This is a genomic window from Amycolatopsis camponoti, from assembly GCF_902497555.1.
Classification (GTDB): domain Bacteria; phylum Actinomycetota; class Actinomycetes; order Mycobacteriales; family Pseudonocardiaceae; genus Amycolatopsis; species Amycolatopsis camponoti.
This window is the reverse complement of record NZ_CABVGP010000004.1, coordinates 1-24,075: the sequence shown is the minus strand read 5'-3', so window position 1 is coordinate 24,075 and position 24,075 is coordinate 1. Positions and strand designations below refer to the sequence as shown.

Sequence of the window (24,075 nt, the reverse complement as noted above, 5' to 3'; positions counted from 1 at the left end):
AATCATCGGGCCGCACCGTGCGGCTTCGCGAACATGAGTCGTGACGCGGACATGAACGTTACAGTTGTTTCAATGCCCGGCGCCGAAGCAGCCGAACCCCGCGGCGGCGACGAGCGCCTCCAGACCGCTGCCACGCAATGATTTCTGGGCGTCGGCCAGTGCGGCCGCCGGTGAATTCCCGGCCGCCAGCGCACGGTGGAATTCGACCATCAACGGCAACGTCTCCGCATCGGGCACCGGCACGACGGATGCGATGAGCTGCACCGTTCCCGACGCCATGAACGCCGCGCTGAGGCCGAGGAGCTCGTCACCCGTGCACACCACGGACCGCCCGCTGTCGCAGGACGCCAGTACGACGGTCCGCGGCACCCGCTCGAGACGTTCCAGGTCGTGGACGACGAGCGGACCGTCGTGCAGCCGCAAGTCGGAAAACAGTGGCTGGTCGACCGCGAGCCGGCCGTGCGCGGCCAGGTGCACCACGTCGGCGGTGGCCACCGCATCCAGCACCGCCTCGACGGTGGCCGCGTCGTCCACAAGCGGTGTGACGCCGTGCAAGGCGGCCACCGCCCGGGCTTCGTCGCGCGCACCCGCGAGACCCGGCCCCGCGGCGACCGCGACCCGGCCGAGCGCACCGTCGCGTCGCGCGGCGGCGGAATGCCACAGTGTGGCCGAGGGCGAAACCGTGACCGGGCGGCCCGCGCAGGACGGCAACACCGACCACGGCACGCTGTGCAGCGAGCCCGTCGGGACCAGCACGAGGGGGCGCTCGCCGATCTCCGGTATCCCGGAGAACAAGAACCGGTCCAGTGCCTCGGCGGCCTGCTCCAGCAGCATCAGCGCCGCTTCGCGGGACCGTGTGACGCCGGTGCGCTGAGCGAGGCGGCGCAGCGCGAACGCCAAGCGCTCGACCAGTCCGGCGACGCTCTCGGCCGCTCCCAGCGCGCGGAGCCGCAACCGCCCGTCGACCAGGCTCAGCGCGTGCAGAGCCCCGTTCAGCTGGACGAATTCGACCAGCGCGCGATCGCCGAGCTCGAGTTCGGCCAGCTTGACCGGCGTCACCGGGCGGTGGGCGCCGTCGCCGGGGTAGAGCCGCGTCCGGTCCCGGATCCGGCGTTCCAGCGCGGACTGCCGGCTCCGCAGCTTCGGCGCACTGTGCCCGGCTCGGTCGATTTCGGCCACGGTGGCGCGCAGTTCGGCGAGCAGGACCGCGAGCTCGGGGTCGTCGGGTGGGCGCACCGGGCGGTGCGCGAGCCTGCTGGCCCTGCCCCGTTCGGCCCACTCGAAGACCTGCGCGGGCTTGCCGGACCGCAGCGCGAGCTTCAGCCCGAGCTCGCTGAGCTCGCTGCGGTGCGCCGCCGAACGCGCGCGCAGATCGGTCGCGCCGAGTGCGGCGGCGTGTTCGTCGAGAATCCGCAGTCCGGCCCGCACGGCACGGCTGCTGGCCTGCAGATTTCCGGTGTCCCATGCCAGCGTCGCCCTCGCGAACCAGCCGCGGGCCCGTAAGGCGGCCGGACCATGCCTGGACGCCGCACCGGCCTGCCGCAGGTGTGCCCGGCCCCGCTCCCGCTCCCCTCGGGCGAGCGCCAACCGCGCGGCGGCCAGGTGCGCCTCGAGCGCCGCGGCGGGCCAGCTGGCCGAAGTCAGCGTGGCGACCATGCTCTCGACCTGCTCGCTCGAGATCCGCGTACGCCGCGACGACGCGAGCTGGGCCTTCAGCACGACCAGTTGCGCGAGCGCGGCCCACTCTTCGCGTTGCTGGGCGACGAACTCCCGATGTGCTCGCTGCGCGTGTCCGAGAGCGTTCGTCCAATCGCCGCCGAGAGCCGCGGCTTGGGCGAGCAACAGCCGTGCGCCGGGAACGAGCAGCCGGCGCCGTTCACGCTTGAACGCGGCGACCGCCCGCTGCGCCGCTTCGGCCGCCTCGCTCCGCGCCCCCACGGACAGCAGCAGTTCGGCCTGGTCGGAAAAGACCGGGCCGAGCTGGCCTCCGAGTGCGCCGATCGCGTCTTCGGCCCGGCTGAGGTGCGCCAGCGCCGCGGGCACGTCGCCACGCATCGTTTCGAGGAAGCCTAGGTTCTCGGCGATGATCCCGACGGCCAGCCGCCGGCCGAGCCGCCGGGCCAGCTCGCCGGCCTCGGTCAGGTCGGCCTCGGCGGCCGCGAAGACGTGCCGCTCGGTGTGCAGGATGCCTCGGTTGACCAGCGTGCGTTGCAGGTTGAGCAGGTCGGCCGCACGACGCAGGAGCGGAACCGCCGAGTCGTACTCGGCCTGGGCGAGGTCGAGCCGGCCGATCTGGTGGAGCAAGTCGGCCCGCTGGGCTCGCGCCCTCGCCTTGCCGGCGCCGTCGAGTATCCGCACGGCGTCGTCGATGTTCCGCAGCGCATCGTCGGGCTTGCCGCGCTGGAGCAAGGCCGCCGCAAGCGGGATGCGCGTTTCCCCGGCGAGTTCCGATGAGCCGGTGGTCTCGGCGAGTTCCACAGAATGGCGAAGATGGCGAATGGCGTTGTCGACGTCGCCGGTTTGCAGCAGCGCGCGTCCCCACGCCCGTTCGGCGACCGAGGCCGCGACATCGTCCTTCTCGGCCAGTGCCCGGCGCACAGCTCGCTGCGCCTCCGGCGCGGCGCGGCCGGCGTCGACGTCAGCGCGCCGCAACGCCTCGTGCGCCTGCGCCAGCACCGGTGTCGGTTTCATGCCTGAAAGCATGAACCGCCTTGGCGGTACCCGGAACCTTTTTTCCGATGTTGGAATCAAACGAATGAAGACGGCCTCCGCCTGGCGACAGCCGAACCCAACCGGAAGGCAGATCATGACCGCACCGAACGAGCTGATCGTCGATTCCCGCCATCTCGACGTCGTCAAAAACAAACTCAAGCAGCTCAAAGTTTGGGCGGGAACCACCCAACCCGAGATCGACACCGTATTGGATCTCGCTCTGATCAAGGATCTTGGCGGGCTCACGGAATTCGCGGTGACGACCCGGAAGCGGTATTGGAGCGAGATTTCGGCGCTCGAGCGGCGCAGGCGTCGCGAATTCACGGAGCTCGACGTGCTGCTCTACGAAGTCCGCAACCAGCTCGCGGCCGAAAACGGAGTCGTTCCCCTGCTCGGCAAGAACCGCGACACGCTGATCGGATATCCGCAGCACAAGGGCGTCGGCGACCCGGGCATCGGAGTACCGATCAAGAGGCCGACCAGCGCGCACCCGGTGGAACCCGAAGACCGGGTTCTCGTGGGTGTCGTGGACACTCCCCTGTACCGGCACCCGGATTTCCCCGAGGACCGCATCGACAGCGATCAGTACGCCACGCCCGATCGCAAGGGCGTCTATTCGCTCTGGAGCGGACACGCCACCGCGGTGGCCGGGCGGATCTGGCAATGCGCACCCGACGCCCGGATCACCGTCAAGGCCGGGCTGAGCGACCGGACCGGTGAAGGCACGTCCTGGGAAACCGCGCGGAAGATGGCGGCATTCGCCGGTTCCGGCATCAGGGTGCTCAACTTGTCGTTCGGCACACCGACCGAAGACGGCGAACCGCCGCTCGCCATGCGTCGTGCCATTGACGTGCTGAGGGCGGCCGACCCGGATCTCCTGATCGTCGCCGCCGCCGGCAACCTGGGCCACATCGCACGACCACCGCGGCAGATCTGGCCCGCCGCGATGACCGGCGTCATTGCGGTCGGCGCCACGGGCGCGAAGTTCAGCATGAAAGAGCCGTGGGTCGACGTGAACACCGTAGGGCTGGAGGTGGACACCTACTACCTCGACCAGCCGGTCCGGCTGTCCGATTCCGAAGTGGTGAACCGCCGGGGTTTCGCTACGTGGAGCGGCACCTCCTTCGCCGCCGCCGGCGTGACCGGCAAGATCGCGCAGCGCCTGCAGACCGATCCCAAGGCGACCGCGGCGGCGAAGCTGAAAGAACTGCTCGAGGATCGCGAGGAGCCCCTGACCGTCACCTACGACTCACCTTTCTGAGCAGTGGTCATGCGGGATGATCCGTTGGTGATCGCGTTGGTGAAGCAGGCGCGGGACGGCGACCGGCAGGCTTGGAACCAGCTCGTCGAGCGGTACGCGCCGCTGGTGTGGTCGATCTGCCGTCGCTACCGGCTCTCTCCCGCCGACATCGACGACGCCGGGGCCGCCGTCTGGCTCCGGCTCGTCGAGGGTTTGCGAAACCTCCGCGAGCCTGCCGCGCTGCCCGGCTGGCTGGCGACCGTGACCCGGCGAGAATGCCTGCGGGTTCTGCGAGAGCGGCACTCGCACACCCCGATCGACGACGACCGGTTCGTCGACGAGTCCGCCGCGGAAGCGGACGCCGAGCTGCTCAGGCAGGAGCGGTTCGCCGCGCTGCGCCGGGCGTTCGCCGAGCTGCCGGAACGGTGCCGTCGGCTCCTCGCGCTGCTGTTCACCGATCCACCGCCGCCCTACGCCGAAATCTCGGAGAAGCTCGAACTGCCGGTCGGCGGGATCGGCCCCACCCGCATGCGGTGCATCGCCGCGCTCCGGCACAGCCAGGCGATGGCGCCGTTCGTCGATCCCGGGAATGGGTGATGACTGTGGCGGACTTCTGGAGCAGCGACGAGGAACTGCTCGCCGAACTGGGCGAGGCGTTGCGGACCGCCGAAGAAGTGCCACGGCGGTTCGTCGACGCCGGAAAGTCGGCGTTCCTGTGGCGCGACATCGACGCCGAGATCGCCACCCTCTCCTACGACTCGGCCACCGCCGCCGAAGCGGCGGGCGTCCGCGCCGAAGCCACGCCGCTTCGCGCACTGACCTTTTCCAGCCGCGAGTTCACGATCGAGCTCGAGGTCGGCCCGGACGCGTTGAACGGGCAGGTCGTGCCTCCGCAGCCGGCCGAGCTCGACATCGAGGCCCGTCCGCCCGGCAGGACGCCCGCCACGGTGCCGGTCGACGCCGTCGGCTGGTTCGTGATCAGACCCAAGCCCGCCAAGAGGTTCCGGCTCCGCCTGCGCACCAAGTCGGGGCGCACGGTCGTCACGGACTGGGCGAAGCTGTAGCCGCCGGGTGAGGTCGTCGTCGCCGGCGCATCCGGTGGAGCCGGTCTCACGGCCGCGCAGCGGCACCGGACGTGAGTCAAGCGCGGCCCGGCCGGTACCCGCGGCTGGTGGTCAGCTGCCCGGGCCCGGGAGCGGGCTGACAGACTCAGACCGTGATCCTCGGATACGTCCTCGCCGTACTCGCCGCCATCGCCTCGGGTGGTGGCTCCATCCTGGAGTCCGCCGGGGTGCGGCGGGCCGGTGCCTTCGGTGGCTCGCCGCAGGATCTGGTCGCGCTGCGTCGGCAGCCGTTGTACTTCCTCGGGGTCGGGGTGGACCTGCTCGGGTTCGTCTTCGCCGCCGCCGCGCTGCACCGGCTGCCGCTGTTCCTGGTCCAGTCGGTGCTCGCGTTCAGCGTCGGGGTGACCGCGACCATCTCCGCGATCCTCGGCGTCCGGCTGGCCGGGGCCGGGTGGGCCGCGCTGGGCGTCGGCGCCACCGGGCTCGTCCTGCTCGGGCTGTCCGCCGATCCGGGTCCGGCGCAGCCGCTGTCCTACGGCTGGAAGCTGCTGCTGGTGGGCGTCGCGGTCGTGATCGCGGCGATCGCGTTCACCGCCCAGCGCAGTACCGGCCGCTGGTCGCCGATCGTGCTCGGGTTCTGCGCCGGGCTGGGGTTCAGCGCCGTCGGGGTCTCGGCGCGGACGCTCGACGCCTCCGGGCCGGTTTGGCGCCTGGCCCTGGAGCCGGCGATCTGGGCGATGATCGCCAACGGGCTCGCCGCCGCGGTGGTGTTCGCGATGGCCCTGCAACGCGGCCGGGCGACCGCGGTCACCGCCATCATGTTCACCACCAACACGGCGGTGTCCTCGCTCATCGGGGTGGTGGTGCTGGACGACCGCGTCCGCGCCGGCTTCACCACCGCGGCCGTCGCGGGATTCGTCCTGGCGGTCGCCGGGGCGATCGGCACCGCGCACTACGCGGCCGCCCACCGGACGACCGCCACCTGAGCGGGCAGGCAGCGGTCGTACCGCGACACACCTACGGCTTGGCCGGTGAAGTGATCGGCGCCCCCGAGTCAGGCACCCCCTCGTATTCGGGCAGCTCGACGCCGTTGATCGCGCGCCCGATCAGCTCGGTGAACCATTCGCCGGTGAAATCGGGGCCCGGCTCGGCGTCCGGGCCGGGGATTTCGCGGCTGCGAGCGTTCAACCGGCCGATCTCCTGGTTGGCCTCGACGAACGAGCGCATCCGTGCCTCGTAGCGGGCGAACCCGGCGTCGGGATCCCACCCGGCGGCGGCCAGCTCGCCGGCCAGCACGTAGGCGCCGACCAGGGCCAGCCCGGTGCCCTGCCCGGACATCGGCGACGAGCTGAACGCCGCGTCGCCGAGCAGCCCCACCCGTCCGCTCGACCAGCGGTCCATCACCACCTGCGCGACCTGGTCGAGGTAGAAGTCCGGGGTGTCGTCCAGGTGCGCGAGGATCTCCGGGGTCAGCCAGCCCAGGCCCGCCGTCCGCGCCCGCAGCAGAGCCTTCTGGGCCGCGACGTCACGGGGGTCGACGTCGAAGTCGGCCGAGGCGAAGTAGAACATCGCCATCGCCCGGGTGGCGTCCTGGATGGGGCGCAGGAGGGCCGAGCGCCCGGACTCCTGGTCCTGGTACTCGAGCAGCCAGCGGTCCAGCCCGAACTCGTTGGGCACGCTGTAGAAGGCCAGCACCTGCCCGAGGTGGCGGAGGAACCGCTCATGCGGCCCGAAGACCATCGCCCGCAGCTGCGAGTGCAGCCCGTCGGCCCCGATCACCAGGTCGAAGCGCCGCCGGTCGCCGCCCGCGAAGGCCACGTCGACCCCGTCCGCGTCCTGGGTCAGTTCGGCGATCCGGTCGCCGAAGACGTACTCGACGCCGTCGCGGGTGTCGTCGTAGAGCACCCGGGACAGGTCCCCGCGCAGGATCTCGATGTCCGCGATGAACCCGTCGCCGCCGTCGTCGTCGGCGCGGAAGGTCTCCAGCACCCGCCCGTCCGCGTCCACGGTGTGCGCGCCGGCGGTGTCGGTGCAGGCCGCGCGCACCGCCTCGGCCAGCCCCATGCGCCCGATGACGTCCTTGGCCACCCCGCGCGCGTCCACCGCCTGACCGCCGGGACGCAGCTCGGGGGCCCGCTCCACCACGGTCACCTCGGCTCCCCGCCGGCGCAGCCAGTGGGCCAGCGCGGGCCCCGCGATGCTCGCCCCCGCCACCAGCACCCGGGGACCACGCACCCGCGTGTCGACGCTCATCACTGCCTCCCTGTGTTCCCTCCCCCGCCGGACCGTTCCCGGCACGGGCCCACCACTGTCGAGCGCGGCCAAGATAGCGCCTCCGGGTCCCGGCCCACGGGCTACATCGGGAATACGGCCCGGAACGCGGCCGAGATCGGCTCGAGGTCGGCGACGAGCCGGTCGAGGTCCCCCGGGCTCAGCACGGTGTACGGCGCCTCCGCGAGCCGGTCGGTCAGCGCTTCCACCCGGTCCTTCGTGGCCCGGCCGTCGGCGGTGAGCCAGCCGTCGGTCCCGACGAGACCGCGGGCGCGCATGCCGTCGATGACCGCGTTCAGCTGCGCCTCCGGGAGGTGCCAGACCCGGCCGAAGTCCTTCGCGGGCATGTCGGCCGACAGCGCGTGCAGCACGTGGGCTTCCGTCCCGCCGACACCCTCGGTCAGCAAGGCGGCGGTGTGGCCGTCGCCGCGGTGCTCGCGCAGCAGCGTGGCCGCGTGCCACAACCGGGCCACCGGCTCCTGCGGCACCGGGAGCGCGCGCAGGGCGGCGAAGAGGGCGCGGCCCTCCACCGGGGCGCTGATCGCCGCCTTCACCAGGACGTCGCCGGCGCGGGCGACCCGCGGGTCGTCGGCGAGTTCGCCGAGGACCCGCCGCATGCCCGCGACGCAGCCCCGCTCGCGGGCGGCCAGCGCCGCCTCGGGGGTGGTCAGGTCCCACACCCGCGGGAGGTGGCGGGCCACCTCGCCCGGCGCGAAGTTGTAGAAGATCGCGTGGACCACCTCGGCCGGCACCGTGCGGCCGAGCGGCGCGGCCCGTCCGGCGAAGTAGGCGTCCCACGGGTTGCGCAGGCCCAGCGCCATCAGGGCCTCGTCCGACTCGTCGGCGAAGTAGGGCACCAGGCCGATGGGCTCGACCAGGTCGTACATGCGGCGGGCGACGGGCTCCGGGTGCGACATCTGATCTCCTGTGGGCTCCGGCGGCGCCCCTTCGTGGTGGCCGCTCACCGAGTCCACGAACGACTCGCCCCCGATTCGACACCCGGCTTCGCCCGAGTTCACCTTCACCCGAACGGACCAGTGGCCGTCCGCCCGACCTCGCCGGTCGAGCAGCCGGGCCGACCAGGCACTATCTGCGCATGCCGACATCAGCACCTCGGGTACGGGTCCAGCGGACCGAACGCTGGTTCCTCCGCCGCGGGACCCCGACGATGATCGCCGGGTACGGCTTCGCCGAGCACATCCTGCCCCGGATGCTGCCCGGGCTCGCCTTCGTCATGCTCGCCAGCCTCGCCTGGCTCGTCCCGCTCAAGACCGCCGGCTCGGGGCGGTGGGTGCTGCTCGGCATCGTCGTCGCCGTGACCATCGCCGCCTGGGTGACGATCTCGCTGTTCGTCCGGCGCCTCCCCCGCTTCTCCCGCGCCGCGACCATCGCGATCCTCGCCGCCTACGCCGCGATGCCGGTCGCCGTGCCGCTGCTGCAGCTCGCCTTCGACGGCGCCATCACCCTTCCCGGCGCCCGCGCGCTGGGCGTCCTGGCGTTCCTCGTGTTCTTCGCCGCCGCCTTCGCGGCCACGTACCTCGCCACCACCTACGGCTTCGGCACCCTGCTGCGCCAAGCCATCCGGCAGGCGATCACCGACCTCCGCAACAGCGTGCAGGTCCTCGGCCGCGCGCTGCCCGTCCTGCTGTTCGTCACCCTGTTCCTGTTCTTCACCGGCGAGCTGTGGCAGCTGATGAACCAGCTCGCCTGGTGGCGCCTCGCCCTGGTCGTCGCGCTCTTCGGCGCGGTCACCGTCCTCGCCGCGGCCGCCCGCCTCCGCGAGGAGATCGGCCGGGTCGAACAGGACTTCAGCGCGCCCATGCTGACCGCCGCCTGCGCCGCCACCCCGCTGGCCGCCGTCCCCCTCGACGGCCCCGTGCGCGCGGTCAGCCTCAACGGCCGCCAGAAGCGCAACCTGCTGTTGATGCTCGCCACCCGCCAGCTCGTCCAAGCCGCGGTGATCGGCCTCGCGCTGTTCGCCTTCTTCGTCCTCCTCGGCGTGATCATCGTGACGCCCGCCGCGGCCGAGCAGTGGATCGGCGCGAAGCCGGCGATCTCGCCGCTGCTGCCCGGCGTCCCGGTCGCCCTGCTGCGCAACGCCACGCTGCTCGCCGGCTTCGGCAGCATGTACTTCGCGGTCACCTCGATGAGCGACACCGAACACCGCAAGCAGTTCTTCGCCCCCCTCATCGACGAGATCGAACGCACCCTCGCGGTCCGCGCCGTCTACCTCACGCTCCACCCCGACCGGGGCCTATTGCATCAACCTGGATTGATGTAATCTCCGGTCCATGCGTCCCGACGCGATGTCCGGCCCACCGCCGTTCGTGCGGCTGGCCGGTGATCCGCTGCGCTGGCGGATGATGCTCGAGCTCGCGCGCGGCGACCGGCGCGTGCGGGAACTGGTGGACGCCCTCGGCCAGCCGCAGAACCTCGTCTCCTACCACCTGCGCCGGCTGCGCACCGCGGAGCTGGTCACCGCGCGGCGCAGCAGTTTCGACGGCCGCGACACCTACTACCACCTCGACCTACGGCGCTGCGCCGACGCGCTCGCCGGCACCGGCGCCGCGCTGCACCCGGCGCTCGGCCTCGTCCGCCCGGACCACGCCCCGATCCCGTCGCGGGTGCTGTTCCTGTGCACCGGCAACAGCGGCCGGTCGCCGATGGCGGCGGCGTTGCTCCGGCACCGCACCGGCGCCGAGGTGGCCAGCGCGGGCAGCCGGCCGAAACCGCTGAACCCGCACGCGGTGCGCGCGATGGCCGACTACGGCATCACGCTCGACCACGAACCCACGCACCTGGATGCCGTGCGGCAGCGCCGGTTCCAGTGGGTCATCAGCCTGTGCGACCGGGTGCGCGAAGTCCTGCCGCCCTTTCCCGGCGGGCCGCAGCTCGTCCACTGGAGCCTGCCCGACCCCGCGCGTGACCCCGAGGGCTATCCCGCGTTCCGGCGCGTCGCCGCGGAGCTGGACACCCGGATCGGGTTCCTCGCGGCGACCCCCCTTCCCGAAGAGGTGAACGAAGCATGACCACAGAACTGGTGAGCGTCCGTTACCTGGTCGACGACGTCGAGGCCGCCGTCGACTTCTACACCACCCAGCTCGGGTTCACCGTCAACACGAGCTTCGCCCCCGCCTTCGCCGACGTGCTCCGCGGGAACCTGCGCCTGCTGCTCAGCGGCCCGGCCAGCTCGGCCGGGCGCGCGATGCCCGACGGCACGCGGCCCGGCCCGGGCGGCTGGAACCGCCTCCACTTCGTCGTCGACGACATCGACGCCGAAGTCGAGCGGCTGCGCGAAGCCGGCGTGCGGTTCCGCAGCGACATCGTCACCGGCCCCGGCGGGCGCCAGATCGTGTTCGACGACCCCGCCGGCAACCCGGTCGAACTGTTCCAGCCCGCGGCCGCACCTGCGCGGCCGTGACCACGACCGAAGGCGAGCGATGACCCCCTCCCCCGCACCTCAAGCCCAGCTGGACCGCCGGCTGGGCACCGCGGACGCGGTGGTGATCGGCCTCGGCTCGATGATCGGCGCGGGCATCTTCGCCGCGTTCGGGCCGGCCGCGAAAGCCGCGGGGACGGGCCTGCTCATCGGGCTGGCGCTCGCGGCGGTCATCGCCTACTGCAACGCCGTCGCCTCCGCGCAGCTCGCCGCCCAGTACCCGCTGTCCGGCGGCACCTACGTCTACGGGCGTGAACGCCTCGGCCCGTGGTGGGGGTTCACCGCCGGCTGGGGGTTCGTGATCGGCAAGACCGCCTCCTGCGCCGCGATGGCCCTCACCTTCGCCACCTACGCCGTGCCGGGGCCGGTCTGGCTGCAGCGGCTCGTGGCCGTCGCGGGCGTGCTCGGCCTCGCCGCGCTGAACTACCGCGGGATCACCAAGACCGTGGTGCTGACGCGGATCCTGGTCGGCACCAGCCTCACCGCGCTGGCCGTGGTCGTCGTGGCGATCGCCACCGGCGGCGGGGCCACGACCGCGAACCTCGGCGGCTGGGGCGCGCTGACCTCGGGCGGGATCTACGGGACAGCGCAAGCCGCCGGGCTGCTGTTCTTCGCCTTCGCCGGCTACGCGCGCGTCGCCACCATGGGCGAAGAGGTCCGCGATCCCCGGCGGACCATTCCCCGGGCGATCCCGATCGCGCTGTTCCTGACGGTCGGGATCTACCTGGTCGTCGCCTGCGCGGCCCTGCTGGCGGCCGGCCCCCGGGGACTCGCGAACGCCACGGCGCCGTTGATCGCGGCGGTCGACGCGGCCGGCGCCGGAGCCGTCGCCCCGGTCGTCCGCGTCGGGGGTGCGCTCGCCGCGCTCGGTGCCCTGCTCGCGCTGATCGCCGGGATCGGCCGCACCACCCTCGCCATGGCCCGGGAACGCGACCTGCCGACGTGGCTGGCGGCGGTCCACCCGCGCTACCGCGTTCCCCACCACGCCGAAATGGCCCTCGCGGTCGTGGTGTCCGTGCTGGTCCTCACCACCGACCTCCGCGGTGTCATCGGGTTCTCTTCCTTCGGCGTGCTCGTCTACTACGCGATCGCCAACGCCGCGGCCTTGACCCAAGACCGCGCGAACCGCCGTTGGCCTCGCTGGCTCAACGTCCTCGGCCTGCTCGGCTGCGTGACCCTCGTCGCGACGCTGCCGTGGATCTCCGTGCTCACCGGCCTGGCCGTGTTCGCGGCCGGCCTGCTCGGCCGCGCGCTGATCCTGCGCGGCCGGTCCCGGTGACCCCGCTCAGTCCTCCAGCCCGGCGTGCTCGAGGTCGAGCACCCGCTGGATCCGCCGGCGGGTCCCGTCGGTGATCTCGCCCGCCTCGAACAGGCGCGCCAGCTCGGCCGCCTCGACGTCGATGAGCTCCCGGCGCAGGGCCCGGTAGTCGATCCCGCGCATCGGGTCCCCCGTCTCGTCCTCGTCCTGGACGCGGTCCAGCCGGGTCTGCCAGCTCGTCCGCAGCCGGTCCACGGCGAACTCCGGCGCGGACTCGGTTTCGGCCAGGTGGTCCAGGTGGCTCAGCCCGGCCTCGGCGAGCTTGCGGCGGGCCGCGCCGTACTCCGTCCGCAGGTCGGCCGGGTCGAGCGCGATGCCGGCCCGCCGCACCAGCGGCGCCAGCGTGAACCCCTGCACCACGAGCGTCAGCACGATCACCGCCGTGGTCAGCAGCAGCACCAGGTCACGCGCGGGCAGCGCGGAACCGTCCAAAGTGGACACCGGCAGCGACAGCGCCGCCGCCAACGGCACCACCCCGCGGGCGCCCGCCCACGAGATGACGGCGGGCACCTGCCAGGACAGCCGGCCGTCCACGCGCCGCTGGCGCAGGGCGGAGAGCACGAACACGAGCAGCAGCCGCGCCACGACCAGCGTCACCGCGATCGCCAGGGCCTGCAGCAGCCACCAGGCGCCACCGCCGGCGACCCGGCGCACCAGCGCGGGCAGCTGCAGCCCGATCAGGCCGAACACGACGCTCTCCAGCAGGAACACCACGGTCTGGTTCACCGCACCGACCTGCAGCCGGATCCGGGCCGTCGTCAGCCGTTCGGCCTGGGTCCCGAGGAGCACGCTCGCCACGACCACCGCCGTCACCCCCGACCCGCCGATCGACTCGGCGACGACGTACCCCGCGTACGGCGTGACCAGCGAGATCACCGTCTCCAGCACCGGGTCTTCGGTGCGCCGCCGGATCAGGAACGCCCCGATCGCCGTCACCACGCCGATCGCCACCCCGCCGCCGGCGAGCACCGCGAACTCGCTCACGGTCCGTCCCCACGACGCCGCACCCCCGGCGACGGCCAGGAACAACGCCACCCGGAACAGCAGCAGGCTGGTCGCGTCGTTGAACAGGCTCTCCGCCTGGATCAGCGCCTGCACCCGCGGCGGCAGCGCCAGCCGGCGCGCGAGGGCGGTCACCGCGACGGGGTCCGTGCTCGCCAGCACCGCGCCCAGCACGAACGCCATCCCGACCGGCAGCGGCGTCACCAGGACGGCCGTCCCGATCACCGCGGCGGCCGACAGCAGCACCAGGCCGACCGACAACACCGCGACCGGCCGTCCGACGGCGCGCAGATCGCGCCACGGCAGTTCCTCCCCCGCGGCGAACAGCAGCGGCGGGAGCACGATCAGGCTGATCACTTCCGGGGTCACCTGCACGGCGGGGACCCCGGGCACCAGGCCCACGACCACGCCGACGACGACCAGCAGGGAAGGCGCCGGAATCCGCAGCCGCCGCGCGAAGGTGGCCACCACCGTGGCGACGACCACCAGGAAAAGTACGGTTTCGACCCCGCGCATGCCGGTCCTCCACATCCCGATCCGGATGCCGACCAGACTTCCCGGCGCGCCGCGCTCAGGCTACTCGACCCGCCTGCTCGTCCGCCTCTCCCCTTCGCGCCGGCCGGCCGTGACCCCCGCGTCGCCGGGGACCAGCGTCGTTGACGGGACTCTGACGTTCTGCCCGGGGAGGTTTACGCATTCCCTACGCCGGCGCCCGGATCTTGACGTTTTCCCTACGCCGGAGCCCCGCGGCAGAAGGCACGCTGCCGTACGTGCCGGCATCCACCTCATGGCTCAAACGGCTGGTACTCGGACGGCCGTTCCGCAGCGACACCCTCGGCGACACGCTGTTGCCGAAATGGCTCGCACTGCCGATCTTCGCGAGCGACCCGCTCTCCTCGGTCGCCTACGCCACCCAGGAGATCCTGCTCATCCTGTCGATCGGCGGCCTCGCCTACCTCACCCTGGCCCCCTGGGTCGGGCTCGCGGTCGCCGTCCTGCTCACCGTCGTGGTGATCTCCTACCGCCAGGTCGTGCGCGCTTATCCCAGCGGCGGCGGCTCGTACGAAGTCGCGTCCCGCAACCTGGGCCGGCACGCGGGACTCGTCGTCGCGGGCGCGCTGATGGTCGACTACATCATGACCGTGGCCGTGTCGGTCGCCTCCGGCGTGGACAACATCATCTCCGCCGTCCCGCAGCTCAACGACCAGCGGATCCTGCTCGACCTCGGGTTCATCGTGGTGCTCATGGCGATGAACCTGCGCGGCATCCGCGAATCCGGCCGGACGTTCGCCGCCCCCACCTACCTGTTCATCGCCACCGTCGTGCTGATGCTCGTGGTCGGCTTCACCCGCGCGGCCACCGGGCACACCCCGGTCGCCGAAAGCGCGGGCTACGCCATCCGGCCCGAGCAAGCCGGCCTGACCGGGCTCGCGCTGGTGTTCCTGCTGCTGCGGTCCTTCTCCTCCGGGTGCACCGCGCTCACCGGCGTCGAAGCCATCTCGAACGGCGTCCCCGCGTTCCGCAAGCCGAAGGCCCTCAACGCCGCCCGCACCATGACCGCCATGGGCGTCATCGCCGTCGTCATGTTCGGCGGCATCACCGCGCTCTCCCTGATCGCCCGGGTCCACATCGCCGAGAACACCTGCGACCTGGCCGGCTTCCGCGGCGACTGCACCTCCGACCCGCAGCGCACCGTGATCAGCCAGATCGGCGCGGCCGTGTTCGGCGGCGACCACGCGGTGCTGTTCTACGTGCTGCAGGCCAGCACGGCCCTCATCCTGATCCTCGCGGCGAACACCGCGTTCAACGGCTTCCCGCTGCTGGCCTCGATCCTCGCCCAGGACCGCTACCTGCCCCGGCAGCTGCACACCCGCGGCGACCGGCTCGCGTTCTCCAACGGCATCATCGCCCTCTCGGTGGTCGCCGGGATCCTGGTCTTCGCCTTCGACGGGTCCACCACCCGGCTCATCCAGCTCTACATCCTCGGCGTGTTCACCTCCTTCACCCTGTGCCAGGCCGGCATGGTCCGGCACTGGAACCGCGTGCTCGCCGACACCGCCGGCACGCGCGAACGGCGGGCGGCCCGGCGCTCACGGCTGATCAACGCCCTCGGCGCGATCCTGACCGCGATCGTCCTCGTCGTCGTGCTGGTCACCAAGTTCACCCACGGTGCCTACCTGGTCGTCATCGCCATCCCGGTGCTCTACATCCTCATGCGGGCGATCCACCGGCACTACACCCACGTCCGCGAAGAGCTGCTGCCCGACGAGGAGAGCGAGCTGCTGCCCAGCCGCGTCCACGCGATCGTCCTGGTGTCCACATTGCACAAACCCAGCCAGCGCGCGATCGCGTTCGCCCGCGCGACCCGGCCGGACACGCTGACCGCGATCACGGTCGACGTCGACGACGCCGACACCCGCGCACTCCGGCGGCAGTGGGAGGGACGCGCGATGAAGGTCCCGCTCAAGGTGATCGAGTCCCCGTACCGCGAGATCACCCGGCCGGTGGTGCAGTACGTCAAGAACCTCCGGCGCGCCAGCCCCCGCGACGTCGTCTGCGTCTACATCCCCGAATACGTCGTCGGCCGCTGGTGGGAGAACATCCTGCACAACCAGAGCTCACTGCGGCTGAAGGGCCGGCTGCTGTTCGAGCCCGGCGTGATGGTGACCAGCGTGCCCTGGCAGCTGCACTCGACCGCCCGCCGCGACCTCCACCGCGTCCGCCCCCTGCCCGGCGACCTCCGCCGCGGCGTCACGACGCAACGCCGGTCCTGAAGTCTGATATTTCGCGGCCGGGCCGCCTGGTCGGTCACCGGTGCGCCGCCGCCCGGGAGCCGCGCGCTCCCGGGCGGCGGGGGCTCAGCCCACCTGCAGGTCTATGCAGGAGTAGAACGCGTTCGTCGTGTCGGCGATGTTCCACACCGCCAGGACCGTCTGGCGTCCCGGGTGGCCACTCAGGTTCACCTGGTGCGAAAGGGTTTCCGGCGGCTGCTCGTTGTTGCCGCTGATGTCCGCGACCTTGTCGCCGCCGATCCAGTACTCGTAGTTCGTCGTGCGGTGGCGGGCCGTGAAGGTCCAGGTGAACGTCGCCGTCGTGCCGACCGGCGAGGCCCGCCAGCCCTTGCCGTTGTCGTTGAGCTCGGCGTACTTCTCGTTGCCGCCGTCGCAGGACTTCAGGCCCTTCGGGCCCTCGACGCTCTGGGGTTCGTACTTGATGTCGCCGCACGGCACGGTGCCCTGCGCGCACTGCGCCTGGCGGCTCGCCGGGGAGTTGACGTAGCCGTGCGCGCTCGCGATGCCGGCGGGGCTCACCACCACCAGGACCGGGGCCAGGAGGGCTCCCGCCGCGGCCGCGACCAGTTTGCGGTTCATACCAGCTCCTTCGGGGACAGGCTCGCTTCCCGCCGCCGGGTACGGCGAAACCGCGGCGGGGAGAGCCCGCCGCGCCGGGAAGTCGTTCGAGCGAAGGAAAATTGTGGTCTAGACCATAAGACGAAACGGACAGTGAGTCAATAGATCGCGAAGTCTCGACTACTGTTGGTTAGACGCCAACCGTCACTCGATGTTCCGGTCAGCGGGACCCGCCGGGCCGACCAGGGCGCGCCCCGCCGGGCGCCTGCCTCTAGGATTCGCCGGTGACCACCTACGACGACACGTTCGAGCACCTCGACGCCTCGGCCCTGCCGGAGCGGCAGCAGAAGATCCTGGTCGCGATCCGCGACTCGGTGGTCCGCCACGGCTACTCCCCCAGCACCCGCGAGATCGGCGAGGCCGTCGGCCTGCAGTCGACGTCGTCGGTGTCGAAGCACCTGGCGAGCCTGGAGGACAAGGGTTTTCTGCGCCGCGGCACAGGCGTGTCGCGCCCGATGGACGTGCGCGCGTTCCTGCAGGGCGGCGAAGCGCGGGAGGACGCCGACTCGGTCCCGGTGCCGGTCGTCGGCGACATCGCCGCCGGCACGCCGATCTCGGCCGTGGAGCACGTCGACGACGTCCTCAAGCTGCCGCGCGACCTCACCGGCCGCGGCACGGTCTTCGGCCTGCGCGTGCGCGGTGACTCGATGATCGACGCGGCCATCTGCGACGGCGACATCGTCGTGGTCAAGCAGCAGACCGAGGCCCACTCCGGCCAGATCGTCGCGGCGATGATCGACGAGGAGGCGACGGTCAAGGTGTACCGCCGCCGCGACGGCCACGTCTACCTCGAGCCCCGCAACCCCGCCTACGACGTCATCGACGGCGACCGGGCGGCGATCCTGGGCGTGGTCGTGTCGGTGCTGCGGAGCGTCTGACCCGCTTCACCAGGTGACCGGCAGCTCGTACACGCCGTACACGGACCCGTCGTGCTTGAACGGGACCCGCTCGAGGTCGGTGGCCAGCGCCAGCGTCGGGATCCGCCGGTACAGCGTGCTGTAGACGACCTGCAGCTCGAGCCGGGCCAGCGGCTGCCCGAGGCACTGGTGGACGCCGAAGCCGAACGCGACCTGCCGGTGCGCGTCACGGGTGAGGTCGAGCCGGTCACCGTCCGGGAAGACCGCCGGGTCGCGGTTGGCGATATCGCTCGCCATGATCAGGCCCTCGCCCGCGCGGATCGTCTCCCCGGCGATTTCGATGTCCTCCAGCGCGACGCGCCGGCGCCCGTTGTGGGTGATGTTCAAGTAGCGCAACAACTCTTCGACCGCCGACGCGACCAGCGCCGGATCGTCGCCCTCGCGCAGCAGCGCCAACTGGTCCGGGTGCTCCAGCAGGGCCAGCGTGCCGAGCGCGATCATGTTCGCCGTCGTCTCGTGGCCGGCGACGAGCAGCAGGAAGCCCATTTGCGCCGCTTCGACCCGGGTCAGCTCGCCCGCCGCGACCCGGGCGGCGAGCCCGGAAAGCAGGTCGCCGGCCGGATCGTCGAGCTTCGCCCCCACCAGCCGGTCGAGGTAGCCGATCATCGCCTGGAGCCCGGCCGTCCGCTCCTCGGGTTTCGCGTCGCGGCGGACGATGACCTTGCTGTTCTCCTGGAAGAAGCCGTGGTCGGCGTACGGGACGCCGAGCAGCTCGCAGATCACCAGTGACGGCACCGGCAGCGCGAACGCCTCGACGAGGTCCACCGGCTTCGGGCCGGCCAGCAGCTCGTCGATCAGGTCGTCGACGATCCGCTGCACGGCCGGGCGCATCGCGGCGACCCGGCGGATCGTGAACGGCGCCGTCACCATCTTGCGCAGCCGCGCGTGCTCCGGGTTGTCCATGAGGATGAAGCCGAATCCGGTGCCGTTCTTCGGCAACGGCGCGGGGCTCGGGTACCCGGGCCGGGTGATGTCGGCGCTGACCCGGGGATCCGCCAGCAGCGCGCGCTGGTCGGCGTAGCGGGTCACCAGCCACGGCGTGCTGCCGTCCCACAGCCGGACCCGGGCGAGCGGGGTCTCCTCCTGCAGCGCGCGGGCGGCGGGCGGCGGGTCGAACGGGCAGCCCGCGGCCCGGGGCATCGGGAACTCGGGAATCTCGGTGGCCGTCATCGTTCCTCCACGGTGGCCGTCGGTTCGTCGGTAGTCAACCGAAGACTGCTACGCTGAGTCAAGCAACTGATTTAATTCAGATCTCCGGAGGACCGCCCGTGCTCGACCCAGCCACGCCCGCGAGAGAGACGTCGCCCCGCGCGAACCTCGTCGTCGCGGTCCTCGCCCTCGCGGGCATCACCGTCTCGCTGATGCAGACGCTGGTCATCCCGTTGATCCCCGCCCTGCCCGGGCTACTGCACGCCTCCGCGGCCGACGCCACCTGGGCCATCACGGCCACCCTGCTCGCGGGCGCGGTGGCGACGCCGACCATGGGCCGCCTCGGCGACATGTACGGCAAGCGGCGGATGCTGCTCGTCAGCCTCGGTGCCCTGGTCGTCGGCTCGGCGATCGGCGCGCTTTCCGACACCCTCGTGCCGATGGTCGCGGGCCGGACGCTGCAGGGCCTGGCCGCCGGCGTCATCCCGCTCGGGATCAGCATCATGCGCGACGAGCTGCCCGCCGAACGGCTCGGCTCCGCGACCGCGCTGATGAGCGCGTCCCTCGGCGTCGGCGGCGCCCTGGGCCTGCCCGCGGCGGCGCTCCTCGCCGAAAACGCCGACTGGCACGTGCTCTTCTGGACCGCGGCCGGCCTCGGCCTGGTGGTCACCGCGCTGGTCGTCGCGCTCGTGCCGGAGTCGCCGGTGCGCACCGGCGGCCGGTTCGACGTCCTCGGCGCGGCCGGGCTCTCGGTCGCCCTGGTGTGCCTGCTGCTGGCGATCTCGAAGGGCGCCGACTGGGGCTGGGGCAGCGCGGCCACGCTGGGCCTGCTCGCCGCCGCGGTCGTCGTCCTGGCGCTGTGGGGACGCTGGGAGCTGCGCACGCCGCGGCCCCTGGTGGACCTGAGGACGAGCGCGCGGCGCCAGGTGCTGCTGACGAACATCGCGTCGGCGGTCTTCGGTTTCGCGATGTTCGCGATGTCGCTGGTGCTGCCCCAGCTGCTGCAGCTGCCGGCCGCCACCGGGTACGGCCTCGGGAAGTCGATGCTGGCGGTGGGCCTGGTGATGGCGCCGTCGGGGTTGGTGATGATGGCGCTGGCACCGGTGTCCGCGCGCATCACGGCCACGCGCGGCCCGAAGACGACGCTGATGCTCGGCGCGGTCGTCGTCGCGGCCGGGTACGCCCTCGGCATCGTCCTGATGAGCGCGACCTGGCACCTCGTGCTGATTTCGAGCGTCATCGGCGCCGGCATCGGGCTCGCCTACGGCGCGATGCCGTCGCTCGTGATGGGCGCCGTGCCGGTGTCGGAGACCGCCGCCGCGAACAGCCTCAACACGCTGATGCGGTCGATCGGGACGTCGGTGTCGAGTGCCACCGCCGGGCTGATCCTCGCCCGGCTGACCATCCACTTCGGACCGGTGGACCTGCCTTCGCAGAACGGGTTCCGGCTCGTGCTGGGGATGGGCTCGGCCGCGGCGCTCATCGCGCTGGCCGTCGCCGCGTTCCTGCCGCGGCACCCGGCGCCGGCGCCCGCGACTCCGGAACCGGCGGCCGCGGTGGGCCGCTGACCGGCGGCTCCCGCGGCGGTTCGCGAACGGTGCGCGTGCGGTCAGCGCGGCGCGCGAACCTCTGGGTCGTCGCCGGGCCACCACGGCCCGGCACCGACCCGGAGGAGCCGGACATGACGAATAACGCCTTGGTGACCGGAGCTTCGCGAGGGATCGGCCGCGCGATCGCCCGGCGGCTGGCCGCCGACGGTGCCGTGGTCGCCGTGCACCACGGCGGCAACGAGGTCGCGGCCAAGGAGACCGTCGCACTGATCGAAGAAGCCGGCGGGCGCGCGTTCCCCGTGTGCGCCCGGTTCGGCGAAGCCGGCGCCGTCGATCGGCTGGCCGACGCGGTCAGCGAGGTGTTCGACGGTCTGGACGTCCTGGTGAACAACGCGGGCATCGGCTCGCACAGCACCATCGGCCAGGTGACCGAAGACGAGCTGGACCGGATCCTGGCCGTCAACGTCAAGACGCCGATGCTGCTGGTCCAGCGCCTGATGCCGCTGCTGAACGACGGCGGCCGGGTGGTCACCGTCGGCTCGATGGCCTCGCGGATCGCGGTGCAGAGCCAGATCGCCTACACCGTCAGCAAAGCCGCGGTCGAGGCGCTCGCGCCGACGCTGGCCAACGAGCTGGGCCGGCGCGGGATCACGGTCAACACGGTCGCGCCCGGCCCGATCCGGACCGACCTCACCGAGCCGGTGCTGGCCATCCCCGAGGCGGCGGCCGGCCTCACCGCGATGACCGCGCTGGGCCGGATCGGCGAGCCCGAGGACGTCGCCGACGTCGTCGGGTTCCTGGCCGGGCCGGGCGGGCGCTGGATCACCGGGCGCACCCTCGACGTCTCCGGCGGCACGTACCTCGGCCCGATCGCCTGAGCCGCCGTGGCTGCCCGGGTCAGGCCCGGGCGGCCACGCCGTCGAGGTGGAGCACACCGTCGGTGTGGTGCGCGGCGACGAACTCGGGGCCCTTGGTGACGAGCCGCGCGATCGCCGTCGCGTGGCCGTGGCCGAGGCCGTGCTCGGTCTTCAGCCACGTGATGATCTCGCCGTGCTTCGTGAGTTTCTTCTCCGCCGCGAGGCCGAGGAAGGCGCGCGGGGTGATGCCGGTCTGCTTCTCGGCGTTGTCGAGGTAGGCCTGGAAAGACATGGGGACTCCCGGGATCCGGCCGAAGGTTCTTCGGTCTGACTGACTGGTCCCCAAGGTCTCACCGACAACTTTTTTTGTCAAGGCTTCCCGGCGACCACCGCCAGCGTCGTGTACGGCAGCGTGAAGCCCCCGCCGAGCGCGTCGATCGCCGCGCCCACGCCGTCGAGCACGTCGGTGAGCGCTTCGGGCCCGAGCCGGGTCAGTCCGCCGGTCGTCGGCAGGAGATCCAGCCATTCGTCGCGCGTGTAGGCGCGTTCCCAGGTGAACCGCGACCGCTCGGGTTCGCCGAAGCGCCCCGACTCCCGGATGCCGTCGGCGAACTTGGCGAACATGACTTCGTAGAGTTCGGCGGCACTCCTCGGCTCCTTCCCGAAGGGCGAGTCCGGCAGCACCCGGCGAATGCCTTCGGCGAGGGCGTCGGCCACCGCGGCCGGCGGCTGGAACGCGTGCGCGAACAGGGCGAGCAGCCCACCGGGGCGCAGGATGCCCGCCGCCTTGGCCGCGCCGGCGACGGGATCGACCCAGTGCCAGGACTGCCCGGCGACGACCGCGTCGAAGGTCCGGCCCGCGCTGTCCCAGTCTTCGAACTTCGCCACTTCGACGTCGACGCCGCTGGCACGCGCGAAGGCGGCCATCCGCGGATCGGGGTCGACGCCGAGGACCCGGCGGCCCGCGGCCCGGAGCTGCCGCGCCGCGATCCCGGTGCCGCAGCCGACGTCGAGGAAGTCGGGACCAGGACTCGCGGCGACGACACGGTCGACGAGTTCGGCGGGATACTCCGGCCGGGCCCGGTCGTAGCGTTCGGCGTCGATCCCGAAGGATTCGGCGAAGGCACGGGCTTCATGAGGCTGAGTGGGCATGCGCCCACCTTAATGGGCGCTCGCCCACTAGAACAACCGCGTGGGCGTTCGCGGCGGGCATAACGGAGAATGGGCCCATGCCGACCGGGGTCCACCTGCGCGACGTGCGCCAGCAGCTGTTCCAGGCGGCCGAGCGCGTCCTGCTCCGCGACGGCCCGAACGCCCTGACCAGCCGTGCGGTGACAGCGGAAGCCGACGTCGCGAAGGGCGTACTGCACCGCCACTTCACCGACTTCGACGCGTTCCTGGCCGAGCTGGTCAAGGACCGCATCGCCCGCCTGAAAGACCAGGCGGCACTGCTGGAAGCATCAGCGGGAACACGCACAGTGGCGACGAACCTGCTGGACGCTCTGACGGAGCTGTTCGACCCGGTCTCGGTGGCCCTGACGAGCTTGGTGTTCTTCCGCGACGAACTCCGCACCCGCCTACGCCGCCCAGCCGACGGCGACGGCCTGCCGTTCCTGACGGAGGCAAGAGAGATGCTCTCGACCTACCTGGCGGCAGAGCGCGCCCAAGGCCGCTTGGCGGCAGACGCAGAGGTGGATTCCTTGGCCTTGTCCCTGATCGGCGCAAGCCACCTGCATTTCGCCGGCCGCCGGCCCCACACCCTCCCGGACCCGGCAGAGCTGAAGAAGCTGACCAACACGATCATCGCCGACGCAGTCCAGCGAAGGCTGCTGTAAAAGCCCCCAGAAAACAAACCCGCACCCACCACCAGAACGCAACCACGGGGGGGTCCGGGGGCGTGCCCCCGGCGGGGGTGTGGGGGCACGGCCCCCACAGGACACAGAACGAGAGAGCCGGTTCGCGCTTTCCGCGAACACGACTCTCCCGATTCGAGTGGGCGATACTGGGATCGAACCAGTGACCTCTTCGGTGTGAACGAAGCGCTCTCCCCCTGAGCTAATCGCCCGTCGTACGAACTTCCACGAGTTTCCCGGGGGGCGGGCTCGTGGTGCGCGATACTGGGATTGAACCAGTGACCTCTTCCGTGTCAGGGAAGCGCTCTCCCGCTGAGCTAATCGCGCGCTGCGGAACTCCGTACTCGAGAAAGCATATCGGACGGCTGCGGAGGGTCAGCAGGGGGTCCGGTGTGACCGCGCGCACGGCGTAAACCGCCGTGACACGAAGACGTCGAAACGGGCACACTGCAAGAAGACGCATGCTCGTGCCCGGTCTCCGCCGGGTTCGCGTGCCCGGATCAGGAGAGTCTCGCCCCGTGACCGACACCGTGTCCACCCCGCCCGCCGACCTGGATCGCGCTCCGGTGCGTCCGGGGCTCCTCATCGGGGTCCTCGTGCTGTCGGCGTTCGTGATGATCCTCAACGAGACGATCCTGAGTGTCGCGCTGCGCGACCTGACGGTCGACCTGCGGGTGCCGACCACGACCGTGCAGTGGCTGACCAGCGGGTTCCTGCTGACCATGGCGGTCGTCATCCCGACGACCGGGTTCCTGCTCGAGCGGTTCTCGCCGCGGCAGGTCTTCCTCTTCTCGCTGTCGGCGTTCAGCCTGGGCACGCTGCTGTGCGCGTTGGCGCCCGGGTTCGGGATGCTGATGGCCGGGCGCGTGGTGCAGGCGTGCGGCACGGCGGTGATGCTGCCGCTGCTGATGACGACGGTGATGCGCTTGGTGCCGCCGGAGCGGCGTGGCGCGACGATGGGCACGATCACGATCGTCATCGCGGTGGCACCGGCGATCGGGCCGACGATCGGCGGCGCGGTGCTCTCGTCGCTGGGCTGGCGCTGGATGTTCTGGATCGTGCTGCCGCTGTCGATCGCGGCGCTGGTGACCGGTGCGCTGCAGCTGCGCCTGGACAGCGAGACGCGGCGGGTGCCGCTGGACGTGCCGTCGGTGCTGCTGTCGGCGATCGGGTTCGGCGGGGTGCTGTACGGGCTGTCGTCGACCGGCGAGCAGGGCGGCGCGGAGCCACCGGTGCCGGCGTGGGCGCCGATCGTCGCCGGTGTCGTGGCGCTGGTGGTGTTCACGTGGCGCC

22 protein-coding genes and 2 tRNA genes are annotated in these 24,075 nt (G+C 71.9%); 14 read left to right on the top strand and 10 right to left on the bottom strand.

Features of this window, described 5'->3' with window-relative positions; all coding sequences use genetic code 11:
* Window positions 1-69: 69 nt before the first annotated feature.
* Window positions 70-2,691 (bottom strand): CHAT domain-containing protein, encoded by a 2,622-nt coding sequence (locus AA23TX_RS49885; protein ID WP_196425939.1) that lies wholly within the window; start codon window positions 2,689-2,691, stop codon window positions 70-72.
* On the opposite strand from AA23TX_RS49885, the gene AA23TX_RS49880 reads away from it, so the two are divergent.
* From AA23TX_RS49880 to AA23TX_RS46990, 4 genes are all read left to right on the top strand, one after another.
* Complete coding sequence (locus AA23TX_RS49880) at window positions 2,690-3,973, top strand: S8 family peptidase (protein ID WP_196425938.1); 1,284 nt, start codon at window positions 2,690-2,692, stop codon at window positions 3,971-3,973. The genes AA23TX_RS49885 and AA23TX_RS49880 overlap by 2 nt on opposite strands.
* 9 nt (window positions 3,974-3,982) lie before the next feature.
* Window positions 3,983-4,549, top strand: coding sequence for an RNA polymerase sigma factor (locus AA23TX_RS47000; protein ID WP_155549537.1), 567 nt, complete (start codon window positions 3,983-3,985; stop codon window positions 4,547-4,549).
* The gene (locus AA23TX_RS46995) at window positions 4,549-5,016 is read left to right on the top strand and encodes a hypothetical protein (protein WP_155549536.1); all 468 of its coding nucleotides are present in this window, start codon (window positions 4,549-4,551) and stop codon (window positions 5,014-5,016) included. The genes AA23TX_RS47000 and AA23TX_RS46995 overlap by 1 nt, the downstream gene beginning before the upstream one ends.
* 152 nt (window positions 5,017-5,168) lie before the next feature.
* The gene (locus AA23TX_RS46990) at window positions 5,169-6,002 is read left to right on the top strand and encodes a hypothetical protein (protein WP_155549535.1); all 834 of its coding nucleotides are present in this window, start codon (window positions 5,169-5,171) and stop codon (window positions 6,000-6,002) included.
* A 31-nt stretch (window positions 6,003-6,033) separates the two neighbouring features.
* Here the strand turns inward: AA23TX_RS46990 and AA23TX_RS46985 are convergent, their stop codons facing one another.
* Both AA23TX_RS46985 and AA23TX_RS46980 read right to left on the bottom strand, forming a co-directional pair.
* A complete protein-coding gene (locus AA23TX_RS46985) occupies window positions 6,034-7,269 on the bottom strand; it encodes an FAD-dependent monooxygenase (RefSeq protein ID WP_230863115.1) in 1,236 nt (411 codons plus the stop codon).
* 101 nt (window positions 7,270-7,370) lie between these two features.
* On the bottom strand, window positions 7,371-8,204 hold the full coding sequence (locus AA23TX_RS46980; protein WP_155549534.1) for an SCO6745 family protein: 834 nt from the start codon (window positions 8,202-8,204) through the stop codon (window positions 7,371-7,373).
* A 179-nt stretch (window positions 8,205-8,383) separates the two neighbouring features.
* Here AA23TX_RS46980 and AA23TX_RS46975 point away from each other — a divergent pair, with 179 nt between their 5' ends.
* From AA23TX_RS46975 to AA23TX_RS46960, 4 genes are read left to right on the top strand one after another with little or no spacing between them, the layout of a single operon-like run.
* Window positions 8,384-9,568, top strand: a complete 1,185-nt coding sequence (locus AA23TX_RS46975) for a hypothetical protein (RefSeq protein ID WP_155549533.1) — start codon at window positions 8,384-8,386, stop codon at window positions 9,566-9,568.
* 10 nt (window positions 9,569-9,578) lie between these two features.
* On the top strand, window positions 9,579-10,316 hold the full coding sequence (locus tag AA23TX_RS46970) for an arsenate reductase/protein-tyrosine-phosphatase family protein (RefSeq protein WP_155549532.1): 738 nt from the start codon (window positions 9,579-9,581) through the stop codon (window positions 10,314-10,316).
* On the top strand, window positions 10,313-10,708 hold the full coding sequence (locus tag AA23TX_RS46965) for a VOC family protein (protein WP_155549531.1): 396 nt from the start codon (window positions 10,313-10,315) through the stop codon (window positions 10,706-10,708). The genes AA23TX_RS46970 and AA23TX_RS46965 overlap by 4 nt, the downstream gene beginning before the upstream one ends.
* 19 nt (window positions 10,709-10,727) lie before the next feature.
* Window positions 10,728-12,005 (top strand): APC family permease, encoded by a 1,278-nt coding sequence (locus AA23TX_RS46960; protein WP_155549530.1) that lies wholly within the window; start codon window positions 10,728-10,730, stop codon window positions 12,003-12,005.
* A gap of 6 nt (window positions 12,006-12,011) precedes the next feature.
* Here AA23TX_RS46960 and AA23TX_RS46955 read toward each other — a convergent pair whose 3' ends face one another.
* Entirely contained in the window at window positions 12,012-13,562 is a 1,551-nt protein-coding gene (locus tag AA23TX_RS46955; RefSeq protein WP_155549529.1) for a Na+/H+ antiporter, read from the bottom strand.
* Window positions 13,563-13,816: 254 nt separating this feature from the next.
* On the opposite strand from AA23TX_RS46955, the gene AA23TX_RS46950 reads away from it, so the two are divergent.
* A complete protein-coding gene (locus AA23TX_RS46950) occupies window positions 13,817-15,820 on the top strand; it encodes an APC family permease (protein ID WP_155549528.1) in 2,004 nt (667 codons plus the stop codon).
* An 84-nt stretch (window positions 15,821-15,904) separates the two neighbouring features.
* Here AA23TX_RS46950 and AA23TX_RS46945 read toward each other — a convergent pair whose 3' ends face one another.
* Window positions 15,905-16,417, bottom strand: coding sequence for a lytic polysaccharide monooxygenase auxiliary activity family 9 protein (locus AA23TX_RS46945; RefSeq protein ID WP_155549527.1), 513 nt, complete (start codon window positions 16,415-16,417; stop codon window positions 15,905-15,907).
* A 263-nt stretch (window positions 16,418-16,680) separates the two neighbouring features.
* On the opposite strand from AA23TX_RS46945, the gene lexA reads away from it, so the two are divergent.
* The gene (gene lexA, locus AA23TX_RS46940; RefSeq protein WP_155549526.1) at window positions 16,681-17,334 is read left to right on the top strand and encodes a transcriptional repressor LexA; all 654 of its coding nucleotides are present in this window, start codon (window positions 16,681-16,683) and stop codon (window positions 17,332-17,334) included.
* Window positions 17,335-17,340: 6 nt separating this feature from the next.
* Here the strand turns inward: lexA and AA23TX_RS46935 are convergent, their stop codons facing one another.
* Window positions 17,341-18,543 carry a cytochrome P450 gene (locus tag AA23TX_RS46935; protein WP_155549525.1) on the bottom strand — a complete coding sequence of 401 codons (1,203 nt, stop codon included), beginning with the start codon at window positions 18,541-18,543 and terminating at the stop codon, window positions 17,341-17,343.
* Window positions 18,544-18,641: 98 nt separating this feature from the next.
* Here AA23TX_RS46935 and AA23TX_RS46930 point away from each other — a divergent pair, with 98 nt between their 5' ends.
* Together AA23TX_RS46930 and AA23TX_RS46925 are read left to right on the top strand one after the other, a co-directional pair.
* On the top strand, window positions 18,642-20,090 hold the full coding sequence (locus tag AA23TX_RS46930) for an MFS transporter (RefSeq protein WP_155549524.1): 1,449 nt from the start codon (window positions 18,642-18,644) through the stop codon (window positions 20,088-20,090).
* Window positions 20,091-20,203: 113 nt separating this feature from the next.
* Window positions 20,204-20,950, top strand: a complete 747-nt coding sequence (locus AA23TX_RS46925; protein WP_155549523.1) for an SDR family NAD(P)-dependent oxidoreductase — start codon at window positions 20,204-20,206, stop codon at window positions 20,948-20,950.
* A gap of 19 nt (window positions 20,951-20,969) precedes the next feature.
* Here the strand turns inward: AA23TX_RS46925 and AA23TX_RS46920 are convergent, their stop codons facing one another.
* Both AA23TX_RS46920 and AA23TX_RS46915 read right to left on the bottom strand, forming a co-directional pair.
* The gene (locus tag AA23TX_RS46920; protein ID WP_155549522.1) at window positions 20,970-21,221 is read right to left on the bottom strand and encodes a DUF4287 domain-containing protein; all 252 of its coding nucleotides are present in this window, start codon (window positions 21,219-21,221) and stop codon (window positions 20,970-20,972) included.
* A gap of 77 nt (window positions 21,222-21,298) precedes the next feature.
* Complete coding sequence (locus AA23TX_RS46915) at window positions 21,299-22,081, bottom strand: class I SAM-dependent methyltransferase (protein WP_155549521.1); 783 nt, start codon at window positions 22,079-22,081, stop codon at window positions 21,299-21,301.
* 77 nt (window positions 22,082-22,158) lie between these two features.
* On the opposite strand from AA23TX_RS46915, the gene AA23TX_RS46910 reads away from it, so the two are divergent.
* Window positions 22,159-22,764, top strand: a complete 606-nt coding sequence (locus AA23TX_RS46910; RefSeq protein WP_155549520.1) for a TetR/AcrR family transcriptional regulator — start codon at window positions 22,159-22,161, stop codon at window positions 22,762-22,764.
* A gap of 158 nt (window positions 22,765-22,922) precedes the next feature.
* Here the strand turns inward: AA23TX_RS46910 and AA23TX_RS46905 are convergent.
* Window positions 22,923-22,994 (bottom strand) — tRNA-Val (locus AA23TX_RS46905).
* Between the two features lie 40 nt (window positions 22,995-23,034).
* Window positions 23,035-23,109, bottom strand: a tRNA-Val gene (locus AA23TX_RS46900).
* Window positions 23,110-23,300: 191 nt separating this feature from the next.
* Here AA23TX_RS46900 and AA23TX_RS46895 point away from each other — a divergent pair.
* Window positions 23,301-24,075 (top strand): MFS transporter (locus AA23TX_RS46895; protein WP_155549519.1); only part of this gene is annotated, 775 nt, incomplete at its 3' end.

Coding starts and splice junctions, on each gene's coding strand:
- AA23TX_RS49880 (WP_196425938.1), top strand. CDS start 2,690: ATGCCTGAAAGCATGAACCGCCTTGGCGGTACCCGGAACCTTTTTTCC.
- AA23TX_RS49885 (WP_196425939.1), bottom strand. CDS start 2,691: ATGAAACCGACACCGGTGCTGGCGCAGGCGCACGAGGCGTTGCGGCGC.
- AA23TX_RS47000 (WP_155549537.1), top strand. CDS start 3,983: ATGCGGGATGATCCGTTGGTGATCGCGTTGGTGAAGCAGGCGCGGGAC.
- AA23TX_RS46995 (WP_155549536.1), top strand. CDS start 4,549: ATGACTGTGGCGGACTTCTGGAGCAGCGACGAGGAACTGCTCGCCGAA.
- AA23TX_RS46985 (WP_230863115.1), bottom strand. CDS start 7,269: ATGAGCGTCGACACGCGGGTGCGTGGTCCCCGGGTGCTGGTGGCGGGG.
- AA23TX_RS46980 (WP_155549534.1), bottom strand. CDS start 8,204: ATGTCGCACCCGGAGCCCGTCGCCCGCCGCATGTACGACCTGGTCGAG.
- AA23TX_RS46975 (WP_155549533.1), top strand. CDS start 8,384: ATGCCGACATCAGCACCTCGGGTACGGGTCCAGCGGACCGAACGCTGG.
- AA23TX_RS46970 (WP_155549532.1), top strand. CDS start 9,579: ATGCGTCCCGACGCGATGTCCGGCCCACCGCCGTTCGTGCGGCTGGCC.
- AA23TX_RS46965 (WP_155549531.1), top strand. CDS start 10,313: ATGACCACAGAACTGGTGAGCGTCCGTTACCTGGTCGACGACGTCGAG.
- AA23TX_RS46960 (WP_155549530.1), top strand. CDS start 10,728: ATGACCCCCTCCCCCGCACCTCAAGCCCAGCTGGACCGCCGGCTGGGC.
- AA23TX_RS46955 (WP_155549529.1), bottom strand. CDS start 13,562: ATGCGCGGGGTCGAAACCGTACTTTTCCTGGTGGTCGTCGCCACGGTG.
- AA23TX_RS46945 (WP_155549527.1), bottom strand. CDS start 16,417: ATGAACCGCAAACTGGTCGCGGCCGCGGCGGGAGCCCTCCTGGCCCCG.
- AA23TX_RS46935 (WP_155549525.1), bottom strand. CDS start 18,543: ATGACGGCCACCGAGATTCCCGAGTTCCCGATGCCCCGGGCCGCGGGC.
- AA23TX_RS46925 (WP_155549523.1), top strand. CDS start 20,204: ATGACGAATAACGCCTTGGTGACCGGAGCTTCGCGAGGGATCGGCCGC.
- AA23TX_RS46920 (WP_155549522.1), bottom strand. CDS start 21,221: ATGTCTTTCCAGGCCTACCTCGACAACGCCGAGAAGCAGACCGGCATC.
- AA23TX_RS46915 (WP_155549521.1), bottom strand. CDS start 22,081: ATGCCCACTCAGCCTCATGAAGCCCGTGCCTTCGCCGAATCCTTCGGG.
- AA23TX_RS46910 (WP_155549520.1), top strand. CDS start 22,159: ATGCCGACCGGGGTCCACCTGCGCGACGTGCGCCAGCAGCTGTTCCAG.